A 14,494-nucleotide genomic window follows, 5' to 3' on the forward strand; every position below is an offset into this window, starting at 1 on the left:
AACTTTCACAGAAAGTCATTGAGGATATCCTTGTCCTTGATTGTAAACTCAAACATAAGCACCGCCTATCTGAACGGACGCATATCCGCGTCGAACAAATCGTTTCTTGTAATGTCAATATCATACTCCGCACCGGTTTTGTTTTGGAGCGCGGTTATAAGCAAATTGGGGTTTACGTTGTCGCTGCTTCCTGCGGAGAGGACAACGTTGAGCTCGGCGTAATCGAATTTTTCTGTCAGCTCAAAGCTCTTTATTCCGGGCTTGATATCAACGGTTTTAAATCCCTTTTTCTTTGTCTTTTTTTCAAGCTCGATTTTTTCCTCGCCCATAAGCTCATTTATTTGCCGGCAAATCAGGCTTGACGGAACAGTATCTCCGCTGATTTTAATTGTGAACGAGGCAAAGGCGACCTTGCCTGCCTTCATTACGGCTTCGGTTGCGTCAAACACCCTTATTCCGCGCGGTAAGCATGCGTTGAGCTTGGGTATTATTTCTTTCAAAGAATAATTATCATCCTCTAACTTGACGTCCATACACTCGTTAATTCCCCTGAACCCGAGCGAAAGCGGTAAAGGAAAGGTCGCGAAGGGATGGGGATTAAAGCCCTCGGTGTGCCAAATGGGCAGCTTGCTTTTGTGAAGGGCGCGGAGCATTGTGCGGTTTAGGTCGAGGTGAGAAATATACCTGCATTCAAAATCCTTGACAAACCAAATTCTAACGTTTTTCAAAGCAGACTCCCTCCCCGTATTTTGCCGCGCCGCAGCCGCTGCATTTTTCACGGCAGTGGGGCGTTGTGGTGTTTTGATACGCTTTTTCGCACTCTTTCTTTAAGAATGACTTTGTAACTCCGTAGTCGATGTGATCCCACGGTAAAATTTCGTCAAAGGAGCGGCGGCGGTTTGCGTAAAACGCAGGATCGATTCCGCACTTCTCGAACAGCTCGAGCCATTTTTCAAGGCTGAAGCAGTCGTTCCAGCCGTCAAAGTGGAAGCCCCTTTCGCAGGCAAGCTCCATAACCTTGTTGAGCTTGCGGTCTCCCCTTGCGAACACCGCCTCCAAAAAGCTGGTGTCGGCGTCGTGGTAATTAAAACGGATTTTCTTGGTTGTAATGCTCTCCTTGATGTGCTCCTGCTTTTCGTGGAGCAGGGGAATAGTGTCCTGAGGTTCCCACTGGAAGGGCGTAAACGGCTTGGGCACGAATGACGAAGCCGAAACCGTAACGCTCACCGACCTGCCTTTAACTCGGTTCGGCGTTTGGTAGTAGGTATCTACAACGGCTTGTCCGAGGTTTGCGATGTCCGCAACGTCGTCCATAGTCTCGGTGGGCAAGCCTATCATAAAGTAGAGCTTAACGGTAGTCCAACCGCCTGCAAACGCGGTGGCGCAGGTCTGCATAAGCTCCTCGTGCTTTACGTTTTTATTGATAACGTCGCGCATACGCTGGCTTCCTGCCTCGGGAGCGAAGGTAAGTCCGCTTTTGCGCACGGTTTTGATTCTGTCCATTATCTCGTCGGTGAAGCCGTCAACGCGCAAAGACGGCAGAGAAATGCTGACCTTTTCGTCCTTGCACCAGCCTGTCAGCTTTTCGAGCAGGGGAACGATTTGGCTGTAGTCGCTCGAGCTAAGCGAGGATAAAGACACCTCGTCATAGCCTGTGTTTTCGCACAACGCCTTGCACTGGGCGTTGATAGTTTCGGGAGATTTTTCGCGGACAGGACGGTAGATAAAGCCTGCCTGACAAAAACGGCATCCGCGTATACATCCCCTGAAAATCTCCTGAACGGCTCTGTCGTGGACAATCTCAACGAGCGGAACAACAAAGTTGTCTGGGTAGTACGACTCGTCCATTTTTCTCATAAGCCGCTTGTGAATTACCGCCGGAGCGCCGTTTTTCGGCGTAAAGCTCTTAATTGTGCCGTCGGCGTTATACTCGACGTCGTAGAGCGACGGAACGTACACGCCCTCAATCTGTGCGCAGAGCTCCAAAAACTCCTGCTTGGTCTTGCCCTGCTTACGGCACTCGCGGAACAAATCTATTACTTCAAGGTCAACCTCCTCGCCCTCACCGATGAAGAACAAATCGACAAAATCGGCAATCGGCTCGGGGTTGCAGGCGCAGGGGCCTCCGGCAACTACAATATTTTTAAGCTCAGTCCTGTCGGAAGATTTAACCGGCACGTTTCCGAGCTTCAGCATATTGAGCATATTTGTAAAGCTCAGCTCGTACTGGAGAGTAAAGCCGATGAAATCAAAGTCGGAAATCGGATCTCCGCTTTCGAGGGCGTAGAGCGGAATATTGTTCTGCACCATCAGCTCCTCCATATCAACCCAAGGCGCAAAGACGCGCTCGCACCAGATATAATCGCGCGAGTTGAAAAGGCTGTATAAAATTTTCATTCCGAGGTGCGACATTCCGACCTCGTACGTGTCGGGAAAACAAAACGCAAAGCGGACGTCGACGTCCTTTTTGTCCTTAATAACCTCGTTGAGCTCTCCCCCGACGTACCGACCGGGCTTTTGAACCTTTAGCAAAAGCTTTTCTACTTCCCTGCTTACCATAAATCCTCCGTCATATGTATCTGTCAGAGCGCGTGACAAGCGAAATGATGAGATACGCGCATATAAATAACAGCGAAAAATTATATTTTGACTTGAACAGCACCGCAAAACCCAATACCGCAAGCGGAAAAATCGTGATGAGAGTTATGATATCGACGATTTTTTCAGCCCTTGCAGGGTTTAAGCGCCGTTTCAGCAAGATGAAAATTATCTGTCCGCCGTCGAGCGACAAAACAGGCAGACTGTTGAACAATCCCACCGATAGATTTGCCAGCGCGAACGGCAGAAAATTTTCGTTACCTAATAAGTATAACAGATAAAATGGAATAAAACAAATAAAATTAACAGCAGGGCCCGAAAAAATTATAAAAAAGTTCTGTTTTTCGCTCCGCGACTGCCTTTTTGAGTCGAAAATTTTTATTTCAAAGGCTGAGATTTTGATTTTCTCGGGCAAAAAGCCGAGCTTTATCATCATAAGCAAGTGCCCGAGCTCGTGAATTAATACCGCTGCCGCGCACCAGACGAATCCGCTTGTTATGCCCAAAATTACGCAAATCCCTGCTATGCAGATAAGCGTGAAGGAGATTTCGATTTTTATTTTAGCTATTTTCAGCTTCATCGGGCGTAGACCTGCCGAGCAAAAGATTTAAGTCAAAGCCGCTGTTGTTATCAAAAACCGCGGTGTTGTTGAGCTCGGAGTAATACCAATCGCGGATTGTTTCGTAGGTTTCTCCGCCTATGCTTTTAAGCGTGAAAGCACCAATTCCTGCCAAAATGCAGACTACAAGCTGAAAGGTCAGCAAATACTGCTTTGGGATATTTATCAGCTTAGGCTCGGGGTTTTCGGGCTTTTGAGCAGGGGTTTCTTCCCTTTCGTTCAAAACAGGGTACTCGGGAGAAGTCACGTTCTGCCAGTTCTCATCATACAAAATTTTTTCTTCCAAAAAAATCACCTCGGTACATATATATGCGCCGAGGCTTGGTGTTAAGATATTAAATTTACTGCAATTTCTTAAAATCGTTCCTGACGAGGTTAACAAAGAACAGCAACGCGATTACCAGCGCTACCGCCTCTGCAATCGGGAAGGCGTACCATACCGCGTCCACGCCGATTACTGCCGACAGCAGATATGCCACGGGAAGGAGCACTACAAGCTGACGCGCAAAGGAGATAAACAATCCTCTAAAGCCCTTGCCTGTCGCCTGAAACAGCGTGATAAGAATAATGCTGACCGCCGCAGGGATAAAGCACAGGCTGATAATTCTGAACGCCGGAACGCCTGCGTTCATCAGGCTTTGGTCGCCGCCGAACAGCGAAATAAGCTTGTCGGGGATAAGCCACATCAACAGCACGCCTGCCGCCATAATCGACACGGCGACGGTGATACCGACCTTTAAGGTTGAGTAAACCCTCTTTTTGTTCCTCGCGCCGTAGTTGTAGCCGAGCACAGGCAAAACGCCCTGGTTAAGGCCAAAGCACGGCATAAACACAAAGCTTTGCAGCTTGAAATAAACGCCCAAAACGGTGACCGACGCAGCCGAATTGTTAGCGGTAAATATCGCGTTAAGTCCAAGCGTCATAATAGCGCTGATTGACTGCATAATAATTGAAGGGAAGCCGACAGCGTAAATCTGCTTTAGAACGTTTGCGCTGAGTTTAAAGCCCTTGAAGGTGATTTTGACCTCGTGTGTTTTGGTAAAGAGCACGATTACCGCGAACAACATTCCGCAGAACTGACCGAATACAGTCGCGATCGCCGCACCTGCAACGCCCATCTCCGGGAAAAATCCCACGCCGAAAATCAGCAGAGGATCGAAGATGATATTGACCACAGCGCCGACCATTTGGAACAGCATCGGGTATATCATATTTCCCGTAGCCTGCAAGGTCTTTTCAATCATTACCTGAATTATTGAAAACAGCGACAGACACAGCACGATTGTCAGGTAATCAACGCCGTACTGCACGGTCTCGGCGTCGGTTGAAAACAGGATCATAAACGGCCTTACCGAGAAAATTCCGAGTATCAAAAACAGGGCGTATGAGAAAAAGCACGTGATTAGTCCGTGAGTCGCCGCGGAATTTGCCTGCTCAAACTGCTTTTCGCCCAGCTTACGCGATACAAGCGAGTTAACGCCGACCGCCGTGCCGACCGAAACCGAAATCAGCACGAGCTGCAAGGGATATACAAGCGACATCGCCGTAAGTCCCTTTTGACTGTAATTGCCGATAAAAATGCTGTCTACAACGTTGTACATCGCCAAAATCGTCATTGACAAAATCGCAGGCAGCGACATTGTAAAAATCAGCTTTGTTACGGGCATAGTGCCCATTTTGTTCTCTTTAATAACCTCTTTAGTCTGTCCCATTCTCTTTTTTATCCCTCTTACTTTTTGTACGAATATTTATGTAAATTTTGTAAAACAAAAGCATTATCAGCGTTCCCGTTACAACTCCCGAAAAGTCGAGCAAAACATCGACAATCTCTCCGGAGCGTCCGTCCGAAAAAAGCTGAATAAATTCATCAATAACCGCGGTAAAAAGCCCTGTAAACAGCACCGCAAAAATATATCTGTACGGCTTAAAGCGGTCAAAGGAGTACGCGCAGCTTGTAAGGAGACCGCCGATTACGGTAAACTCGGAAAAATGCGCGAGCTTCCTGATGATATGGTCGGTCATCTCGATTGAAAAGCCGAGACTGCGGAAAATCTGCGTGATAAAATCAAGCGCTTCGGCGCTCTCTACCGAAGAAGCCGCGGCGGACATTGACGAATGTACAAAGGCAAAGCCAATCATAAACGCCGTAAGCGCAAAAACAACGGCTCTGAAAACTTTTCCTGTACGCCTCGACCCCATTTCATCACTCCCCATATTATATTGTATCTCAAAATATAATAATGTCAATGAGTATAAAAGTATTTCAATATTATGCCCCAAATTTTAAGTTTTCGATATTGAAAAATGTGACAAATTCTGCTATACTATCCAAGGATAAAATTACAAGGAGAATTCTATGTTTGTTAAGTATCTTATTATATTCTTAATTTCAATGGTTCCGATTGTCGAGCTCAGAGGCGCAATCCCCGTCGCGGTCGGTATGGGTATGGAAGGCTGGCAGCTTTTCTGGGCATATGTTGTCTGCGTAATCGGCAATATGCTCCCTGTTCCGCTGATTTACTTCTTTGCGAGAAAGGTTCTTATCTGGGGTAAGGACAAAAAATATATCGGCAAGTTCTTTACCTGGTGCTACAACAAGGGTGAAAAAGGCGGCAAAAAGCTTCAGGCTAAGGCAGGCAGAGGTCTGTTTATCGCGCTTATGCTGTTCGTAGGAATTCCCCTTCCCGGCACAGGCGCATGGACAGGAACGCTTGCGGCAAGCTTTTTGGATATGGGCTTTAAAAAGAGCGTAATCGCCGTAATGTGCGGCGTTGTAATCGCAGGAATTATCATGGGCGCGGCAAGCCTTGCGGTAAGCATGGGCGCAGGCGGAATTTTCTCGCTGCTCGCACCAAAGGCGTAATAAAGATTAAGGGCAGCATAACGCTGCCTTTTAATTTGACAGGTGTGACAGGTGAAATATGAAAATGCAATTTGACGCGGTTATTATCGGCGGCGGAGCCTCGGGCTTGATGTGCGCGGTTGCCGCAAAGCTTAAAAATTCAAAGCTGAATATCGCGATAATCGAAAAAAACGACAGAGTCGGCAAAAAGCTGCTATCTACCGGCAACGGCAGGTGCAACCTGACAAACAAAAACGTCGCTGCCGATAAATACAAGGGCACGTTTGACGGACTTGCGGACGTGCTTAAAAGGTACGATACGGACAAGCTTTTGTCGTACTTTAAAAACCTCGGTCTGCTGACCTTCTGCGACAGCGAGGGCAGGTATTATCCTGTCAGCAAGCAGGCAAGCTCGGTGCTCGACGTACTGCGCTTCAACGCCGAAAGGCTCGGCGTAACGATACTCTGCAAGCAGAATATTCACAGCATAAGCAGGCAAAACGGCTTTACGGTAAAGACCGCGGACGGTGTGATTACCGCGGACAAGCTTGTAATCTGCTGCGGCTCTAAGGCGTCTCCCAAGCTCGGCGGAAGCGCTTCCGCGAGCGATTACCTAAAGAACCTCGGTCATACCGCCCTGCCCTTCTCCCCTGCGCTCTGCCCAATCAAGGTGGACGCAGGCGTTATCAAATCGCTCAAGGGCTTACGCGCTGCGGCAAAGGTAACTCTCAGCCGAAACGGCAAGGAAATTAAAGCCGAAAGCGGCGAGGTTCAGTTTGCGGACGGCGCGCTGTCGGGTATTTGTGTGTTCAATCTCTCTCTTTACGCCGAAAAAGGCGATAAAATCAGCCTTGATTTAGCTGATTATATTTCTGAAAAAGAATTATATGCGCATTTACTTAATAATAAAAAGCTGTTTGCAAACCTCACAGCCGAAAATATCTTCACGGGTATTCTTCAAAAAAGGCTTGCTCAGGCTGTAATTAAAACGAGCAAAATCGAGCTTAACAAGAATATTTCCGACTTGACCGAAAACGAGCTAAACGCGCTTGTAAAAACAGCTAAAAATATGACCTTCACCGTCACGGGCAACGCAGGCTTTGAGCAGGCGCAGTGCGCCCTCGGCGGAGTTAAGGGAAACGAAATTGACGGCAAAACCATGCAGAGCAGGCGCGTTAATAACCTGTACATCTGCGGAGAAGCCATTGACGTTTGCGGCGAATGCGGCGGATATAACCTGCACTTTGCGTTTGCAAGCGGTATTATCGCGGGGGAAAGCTTATGATAAGAGTTAACAATCTGCACATCCCCCTTAGCTACAACGACGATACACTCAGAAAAAAGCTATGCCGTGAGCTGAAAATTAAGGACAGCGACATAGGGACCCTGAGCCTTTTCAGGCGTTCGGTTGACGCGCGCAAAAAGGACAATATCTACTTCCTTTGCTCGGTGGACATTGAGCTTTATTCAAATGAAAATACAGCGCTTAAAAAGTGCAAAAACGCCGTTAAAACCGAGCCCTACAGCTACACCGTTCCCGAATGGAAGGGCACAATTTCTCCGCTTGTTGTCGGCGCGGGACCTGCAGGACTTTTCGCGGCGTTAATCCTCGCTCAGAGCGGCGCAAAGCCGATTTTGATTGAACGCGGCAAGGACGTTGACAGCCGCACCGCCGACGTGAATGAATTTTGGAACGGCGGCAGGCTAAACACAAGCTCAAACGTTCAGTTCGGTGAGGGCGGCGCAGGAACATTCTCGGACGGCAAGCTCAACACCGGCACAAAGGACAGCCGTCAGCGCAAGGTGCTTAATGAATTTGTCAGCCACGGTGCGCCTGAGGAAATCCTCTACAACGCAAAGCCGCATATCGGTACGGACAAGCTCAAAATCACTGTCAAGAATATCCGCGAGGAAATTATCGCCCTCGGCGGCACGGTGATGTTTGAAGCAAAGCTGACGGACATTAACCAAAACGGCGGAAAAGTTACCTCGGTGACGGTCGAAAAGAAAGGCAAGAACGAGATAATCGAAACAAACAGCGTTATTCTCGCAATCGGTCACAGCGCTCGCGATACGTTTGAAATGCTCAACAGTAAAAAGCTCCCGATTGAAGCCAAGGCGTTCTCGGTAGGCGCGAGAATTGAACACCTCAGAGAAGAAATCGACAAGAGCCAGTATGGTAAATTCGCAGGCAGCAAAGCCCTCGGCGCGGCTTATTACAAGCTGAACACGCGCACCGCGGACGGCAGAGGCGCTTACACATTTTGTATGTGCCCGGGCGGAAAGGTCGTCAACGCTTCGAGCGAGGAAAATATGCTCTGCACCAACGGTATGAGCGAATTCGCGCGAAGTGAAGTTAACTCAAACGCCGCTTTGCTTGTCGGCGTAACGCCGAAGGACTACGACAGCACAACTCCGCTCGGCGGAATGTACTTTCAGCGCGAGCTTGAACGCTCCGCCTTTATGCTCGGCGGCGGCGATTACACCGCTCCCGTGCAGACCGTAAAGGACTTTATTAACGGCGAAAGCTCAGGCAAATTAGGCACGGTAAAGCCGAGTATTATGCCTGCTTACGAATGTGCCGACCTTAACAAAATCCTGCCTAAATACGTCGCGGACAATATGAAAACCGCAATTTCCGATATGGGCAAAAAGCTAAAGGGCTTTGACAACCCCGACGCAGTTTTGACAGGGCTTGAAACCAGGAGCTCGTCACCGATTAGAATTATCAGGGATAACAAAACCCTTCAAAGCATAGCGCTTGACGGTCTTTATCCGTGCGGAGAAGGCGCAGGCTACGCAGGCGGAATAATCTCCGCAGCAGTTGACGGAATAAAGTGCGCCGAGGCGGTAATTGAAAATAATAATTGATTTATTGCCAATGTTTTGATAGAATATATTGTAGGGGCGGGTAATGCCCCTACACAACGCAAAAACAAACGGGGGTATAAATATGTACAGCAAAAACCTGATTGACATTGAGGCTATGACAACCGCTCAGATAGACAAGCTTGTAAAAAAGGCTAAGAAAATTATGCAGAGCCCTGCCGACTACAGGCACGCCTGCGACGGTAAAATTCTCGCTACTCTATTTTATGAGCCGAGCACGAGAACCCAGATGTCGTTCCAGACGGCTATGCTTAAGCTCGGCGGACGTACAATCGGCTTTGACAATCCGATGAATTCTTCCGTAGCTAAGGGCGAAAACTTGAAGGACACCGTAAGCGTAATCAGCGGCTATGCCGACATTATCGCTATGCGCCACCCTGTTGAGGGCACGGCGATGGCGGCTTCTCTGTACTCGGATATCCCCGTGATCAACTGCGGCGACGGCGGACACCTCCACCCCACCCAGACCTTGACCGACATTGTAACGCTCAGCTGCGAAAAGGGCAGGCTCGACAACCTCAAAATCGGCGTTTGCGGTGACTTGCTCAACGGCAGAACCGTCCACTCGCTGATTAAGGCGCTTGTAAAGTACGAGAACAACTCCTTTACGCTCATCTCAACTCCCGAGCTCGGCGTTCCGCTGTATATTATTGATATTCTTGAAAAACACAACTGCAAGTACACAATCTCACACAGCCTTGCCGACGCGGTTAAAGACCTCGATATGCTGTATATGACTCGTATTCAGCGCGAGCGCTTCAAAAGCGAGGAGGATTACCTCTCGCAAAAGGACGTGTTTGTGCTCGATAAAGAAAAGCTTGCAAATGCAAGGGACGATATGATTATCCTTCATCCCCTGCCCAGGGTTAACGAGATTACCGTTGACATTGACGACGACCCCAGAGCGATGTACTTTAAGCAGGCGCAGTACGGAATGTTCGGCAGAATGGCGCTTATCCTTCTGCTTTTGCAGGACGAGGACTTTGTGCTCAAGGTAAGGGACAGAGAAATTTGCGAGCACCGCTGTAAAAATCCCAAGTGCGTTACCCAAACCGAGGAATATTTGCCTAATTACAGCTATGAAAAGCTCGGTATGCATATGTGCGACTACTGCGACAAGCGGATTGATTAATTTTATAACACCATGGGCGGACGGTTGTCCGTCCTTTTTTATTAGTAATTTTACACAAATAAAATGATAAAACTTTGTCGTTAAAATCACCTCTGAGTATGGTATAATTATATTATCTCTAATAAGGAGGAACAATTATGAAATTTAAATTTAGAAAGCCGCTTGCGGTACTGCTTGCGGTATTAATGCTCGCGACAGCGTTCAGCTTTTCGGTATCGGGAGCTGAAACTTCGGACAACAGTACATCCGCCAAAAATTACCACCTTGCGCCCAAAATCCACGACGGCGCTATTTTGCACGCATGGTGCTGGTCGTTCAAGACAATCAAGGAACAGCTTCCGCAGATTGCCGAGGCAGGCTTTACCTCGGTTCAGACCTCGCCTATAAATCAGTGCAAGGTCGGCGAAAACGGCGGAATGCAGCTTAACGGCAGGGGCAAGTGGTACTATCACTACCAGCCCACGCTTTACACAATCGGCAACTATCAGCTCGGCACGCTTGACGAGTTCCGCGATATGTGCACCGAGGCTCACAAGTACGGAATCAAAATCATTGTTGACGTTGTGGCAAACCACTGCTCGGGCGACTACAGCGCGATTTCGTCTGAGATTAAGAATATTCCCAATGCCTTCCACCCCACGCTTGAAATTAACAGCTGGAGCAAAAGGTATCAAGTTACGCAGGGCAAGCTGTCGGGACTTTGGGACTTAAACACAGCAAATCCGTCTATTCAGACCATGATTAAAAACTATCTTAACGACTGCCTTGAAGCAGGCGCGGACGGTTTCCGCTACGACGCGGCAAAGCACATTGAGCTCCCGAATGAGCCTGTCGAGGACGGCAAGGATTTTGCAAGCGACTTTTGGACAAATATCCTCGACAACGGTGCGGAATTCCAGTACGGCGAGATTTTGCAGGGACAGGGCGACAGAATTGCCGACTACTCTCAGCTTATGAGCGTTACCGCTTCGTCATACGGCGAAAACCTGCGCACCGCTCTCGCTAACAACAAAATCCAGAGCAGAAACCTCACGGCGTATCAAGCTAACAACGTTGACCCCACAAAGCTCGTAACCTGGGTTGAGAGCCACGACAACTACTGCAACGACGGCAGCTACAGTCAAATTGACGATCAGCAGGTAAGAACCGGATGGGCGATTATCGCCGCAAAGGGCGACACAACTCCCCTGTTCTACGCGCGTCCCAACAACAGCAGCGCGGATAATCAGTGGGGCGACAATTTAATCGGAGCTGCCGGCAACGGCAACTACTACCACCCCGAGGTTGCGGCTGTTAACCACTTCCGCAACGCTATGGTTGGCGAAACCTTCAAAATCGGCGCGATTGACCGCAACTTTACTCACATTATGGTTCAGCGCGGTACAAAGGGTGTTGTAATCATCAACTACGGCGACACCGACTTTGCCGTTAACACAGATGTCACAATGCCCGACGGCGACTACACCGACGAGGCTTACGGCGATACATACACTGTTTCGGGCGGCAAAATCTCAGGCACTGTCAAGGCTAAAACCGTAGCGGTTATCTACGACAGAGAGTCTGAGGACTACGGAACTATCGGCGATGTTAACGGCGACGAAACCGTTGACGTGCTCGACTCTATTATGGTTCAGAAGTACGCGTCCGAAAAAACAACGCTTGATGAACGACAGCAATATGTCGGTGACGTCAACGACGACGGACAGGTAGATGTTCTTGACGCGGCTGACATTCAGAAGTACGCGGCAGAAAAGCTTTCGGAATTTAAGAAAAAGTAAAAATACAGAAACAAGGTGTTATTCTGAAAATCAAGGCATTAATGACGGCTGCTATACTCTCCGCCGTCATCGTCATTGCTCCGTTCGCGAAAAGCGAGCCGGTCTTTGTCACCGAATCGCTCAACAACTACGCTTTAGGCTATATGAGCTGGGGCGTTAAGCATATGGGGCTTGACGTTTTGCAGAAGAATTTGGAGAAAAAGGGCAAGCTGCCCGAGGTCAAGGTCGCGGTTATCGACTCGGGAATTAACACGGACAACAAATACCTTAAAAACCGATACGCAAACGACGGCTACAATTTTCTTGACAACAATACCGACATCAGCGATTCGGAGTTTCACGGCACTATGGTGAGCGGAGTTATCTCCGACTGCACCTCGTCAAACGTTAAGGTTCTGCCGCTGAAGGTCAACGGCGCGTCAGGCAGAGGAAATATGAAAAACGTCGCAAAGGCTATTCATTACGCCGTTGAGCACAACGCGGACGTTATCAACCTCAGTCTTAGCTCGGAAGATCCTAATCATACAATTACCATTCTTGACGAGGCTATTGAAGAGGCAGTTAGCAAGGGTGTTGTTGTTGTCGCAGCCGCCGGAAATCAGGGTGGAGACACAGCCGACCGCTACCCTGCCAACAAGGATAACGTGCTGACAATTACCTCGGTTGATTCCTCCGACAAAATCGCGGAGAACGCCAACACAGGCGCGGACGTTGACTTTGCTTTGCCGGGAGTTTTAATCTTAGCTCCGTACAAAAGGCTTATGATGGTTGACTCGGGTACTTCCCTTGCCGCTCCCCACGCCGCAGCAGCCGCAGCGTTGCTCAAAAGCTGGTGCAAGCACCTAAACCAAGACCAGGTTGTCGATATTTTAAAGCAGTACTCCGTTGACCTCGGCGCTAAGGGCTTTGACAACACCTACGGCTGGGGTATGATTAACCTTTCAAAATTTAACGTAAACGCTACTCCGCCGAGCCGGTAACAGAGCCTGTGACCGAACCTACCGAGCCGACTGAAGAAGTCACAACCGCTCCTGTCACAGAGCCCACTGAGCCTTTAACAGAGCCGGTTGAGACTACGGTTGAGCCTACTGTTGAGCCGACTACAGAGCCGCTTATTATCGGCGACGTTAACTTTGACGGCACGGTTGATGTAATGGACGCGGTTATGGTTCAGCTTTACGCGACTGACAACGCAAGCTTTGACGATACACAAAAATATGCGGCAGACGTAAATGACGACGGTAACATTGACGTTCTTGACGCTATGGATATCCAGAAGTATGTATCTTCCAAAATTACAGAGTTTAAAAAGAAATCATAATATTTTATTTAATAACAAAAAAGAAAATCAGACGCAAATTGCAATAGCAAGTTGCAACATTTTTTGAGTCTGTAGTAGATCGCCGCGAGTTTTCCTCGCTCGTCGCTACGCTCCTCCCTCGAAAAACTCGCGGCGACGCGGCTCACGCGGCAGCATATATGCGGTCGAGTTCCTGCTCGAACAGCTCTTCCGGGGTTCTGTAGCCCAGAATCTTTCTGGGCAGGTTGTTGATCTTATCCGCAAAGTAGAGGATGTCGTCAGCGCTGTAGTCGTCAATGCTTTTGCCCTTCGGTATAAATCTGCGCAGCATTTTGTTGTGGCACTCGTTAGTTCCTTTTTCGTAGGACGAATACGGATGAGTGAAATATACGGCTATGCCTTTTGATTCAATCTGAGAGAGGTTAGCGAATTCGGATCCGTTATCACCGGTAATGCTTTTGAATACTTCATTGTATTTATCTCCGAACTGATCAATCAGAGCGGATAGCGCCTCATCTATCGCTTCGGCAGAGTGATTTCTCACCTTGATCCATATGGACTTTCTAAGCTTGCGCTCGACTATTGTCATCACCTGAGATTCGCCTTCGACCTTCCTGCCGATCACACTATCGATTTCCCAGTGTCCGAATTCTTCTCTGGTATCCACTATGTCAGGACGCTGCTCAATACTATTGCCGAGTTTTCGCTTGCTTTCTCGATCTTTCTTGGTTTTAGTCTTTCTCGACAGTTTCTCAGGCAAATCGATGTTCTTGATTCTAAGCAGACCTGAATCAACATAGTTATACAGCGTTTTGGTACACACCATTTCTTTAGAGGAAAACAGTCCGTTGGCTTTTGCGTGACCTACTGCGGCGTCCAACGACCATCCTTCATCGAAAAACTGATCTTCAACATATCTGAGAAACTTTGCAGTTTCAAGGCAACGGTAATTGCGGCAGCTGTTCTTGCGATGTTCACGATATGCTTCCTCGCCTTTGTCAGCCTTATATCTGGCTATCTTTCCGTTGTAGAGATATACCGTACCACGGTTGATCTCGTTTTTGATCGTGTTGTATGGTCTGCCAAGACTTTTGGCTATTGCGTAGATCGTCCACTTGTCCTCATTGAAGCGCACTTCAATTATGTGTCGTTCTTCAGAAGACAGGTGTTGATATTTCTTGTGTTCCGTGCTACAATTAGGGTTGTCCATAGTGATGATTCCTTTCGAATTGGTGAGCGTAAACTCAATTCTACTACAGAATTGTCCCTATGGACTATTTTTTTATTGTTGCAACCTCATTTTACAATGCGCCAAAGAAAATCAGAGAGAAAAAGA

14 protein-coding genes are annotated in these 14,494 nt (G+C 48.2%); 7 read left to right on the plus strand and 7 right to left on the minus strand.

Features of this window, described 5'->3' with window-relative positions; all coding sequences use genetic code 11:
- Positions 1 to 65: 65 nt before the first annotated feature.
- Genes AB1I50_RS02285 through AB1I50_RS02310 form a run of 6 tightly spaced genes read right to left on the minus strand, consistent with a single transcriptional unit; the run spans position 66 to position 5,416 of the window.
- A complete protein-coding gene (locus tag AB1I50_RS02285; protein ID WP_407724592.1) occupies positions 66 to 728 on the minus strand; it encodes a TIGR03936 family radical SAM-associated protein in 663 nt (220 codons plus the stop codon).
- Positions 715 to 2,559 (minus strand): TIGR03960 family B12-binding radical SAM protein, encoded by a 1,845-nt coding sequence (locus AB1I50_RS02290; RefSeq protein WP_407724593.1) that lies wholly within the window; start codon positions 2,557 to 2,559, stop codon positions 715 to 717. The genes AB1I50_RS02285 and AB1I50_RS02290 overlap by 14 nt, the downstream gene beginning before the upstream one ends.
- A 10-nt stretch (positions 2,560 to 2,569) precedes the next feature.
- A complete protein-coding gene (locus tag AB1I50_RS02295) occupies positions 2,570 to 3,178 on the minus strand; it encodes a site-2 protease family protein (protein ID WP_407724594.1) in 609 nt (202 codons plus the stop codon).
- Positions 3,159 to 3,503 carry a hypothetical protein gene (locus AB1I50_RS02300; RefSeq protein ID WP_407724595.1) on the minus strand — a complete coding sequence of 115 codons (345 nt, stop codon included), beginning with the start codon at positions 3,501 to 3,503 and terminating at the stop codon, positions 3,159 to 3,161. Before AB1I50_RS02300 ends, AB1I50_RS02295 begins: the two co-directional genes overlap by 20 nt.
- A gap of 55 nt (positions 3,504 to 3,558) precedes the next feature.
- Positions 3,559 to 4,929, minus strand: a complete 1,371-nt coding sequence (locus tag AB1I50_RS02305; protein WP_407724596.1) for an MATE family efflux transporter — start codon at positions 4,927 to 4,929, stop codon at positions 3,559 to 3,561.
- Complete coding sequence (locus tag AB1I50_RS02310) at positions 4,916 to 5,416, minus strand: VanZ family protein (protein WP_407724597.1); 501 nt, start codon at positions 5,414 to 5,416, stop codon at positions 4,916 to 4,918. The genes AB1I50_RS02305 and AB1I50_RS02310 overlap by 14 nt, the downstream gene beginning before the upstream one ends.
- Positions 5,417 to 5,573: 157 nt before the next feature.
- Between AB1I50_RS02310 and AB1I50_RS02315 the strand changes: the two genes are divergently transcribed.
- From AB1I50_RS02315 to AB1I50_RS02345, 7 genes are all read left to right on the plus strand, one after another.
- On the plus strand, positions 5,574 to 6,080 hold the full coding sequence (locus AB1I50_RS02315) for a COG2426 family protein (protein WP_407724598.1): 507 nt from the start codon (positions 5,574 to 5,576) through the stop codon (positions 6,078 to 6,080).
- A gap of 58 nt (positions 6,081 to 6,138) precedes the next feature.
- The gene (locus AB1I50_RS02320; protein WP_407724599.1) at positions 6,139 to 7,344 is read left to right on the plus strand and encodes a BaiN/RdsA family NAD(P)/FAD-dependent oxidoreductase; all 1,206 of its coding nucleotides are present in this window, start codon (positions 6,139 to 6,141) and stop codon (positions 7,342 to 7,344) included.
- Entirely contained in the window at positions 7,341 to 8,930 is a 1,590-nt protein-coding gene (locus AB1I50_RS02325; protein WP_407724600.1) for an NAD(P)/FAD-dependent oxidoreductase, read from the plus strand. Before AB1I50_RS02320 ends, AB1I50_RS02325 begins: the two co-directional genes overlap by 4 nt.
- An 82-nt stretch (positions 8,931 to 9,012) precedes the next feature.
- Entirely contained in the window at positions 9,013 to 10,080 is a 1,068-nt protein-coding gene (pyrB, locus tag AB1I50_RS02330) for an aspartate carbamoyltransferase (RefSeq protein WP_407724601.1), read from the plus strand.
- A 137-nt stretch (positions 10,081 to 10,217) separates the two neighbouring features.
- Positions 10,218 to 11,858: an alpha-amylase family glycosyl hydrolase gene (locus AB1I50_RS02335; RefSeq protein WP_407724602.1), complete on the plus strand. Its 1,641-nt coding sequence runs from the start codon at positions 10,218 to 10,220 to the stop codon at positions 11,856 to 11,858.
- Positions 11,859 to 11,899: 41 nt separating this feature from the next.
- Positions 11,900 to 12,838 (plus strand): S8 family peptidase, encoded by a 939-nt coding sequence (locus AB1I50_RS02340; protein ID WP_407724603.1) that lies wholly within the window; start codon positions 11,900 to 11,902, stop codon positions 12,836 to 12,838.
- Between the two features lie 8 nt (positions 12,839 to 12,846).
- On the plus strand, positions 12,847 to 13,179 hold the full coding sequence (locus tag AB1I50_RS02345; protein WP_407724604.1) for a dockerin type I repeat-containing protein: 333 nt from the start codon (positions 12,847 to 12,849) through the stop codon (positions 13,177 to 13,179).
- Between the two features lie 142 nt (positions 13,180 to 13,321).
- Here the strand turns inward: AB1I50_RS02345 and AB1I50_RS02350 are convergent, their stop codons facing one another.
- Positions 13,322 to 14,368 (minus strand): IS30 family transposase, encoded by a 1,047-nt coding sequence (locus tag AB1I50_RS02350; RefSeq protein ID WP_407723623.1) that lies wholly within the window; start codon positions 14,366 to 14,368, stop codon positions 13,322 to 13,324.
- Between the last annotated feature and the right edge of the window lie 126 nt (positions 14,369 to 14,494).

Source organism: Ruminococcus sp. NATIVEDY161 (assembly GCF_045819895.1).
Classification (GTDB): Bacteria; Bacillota; Clostridia; order Oscillospirales; family Acutalibacteraceae; genus Ruminococcoides.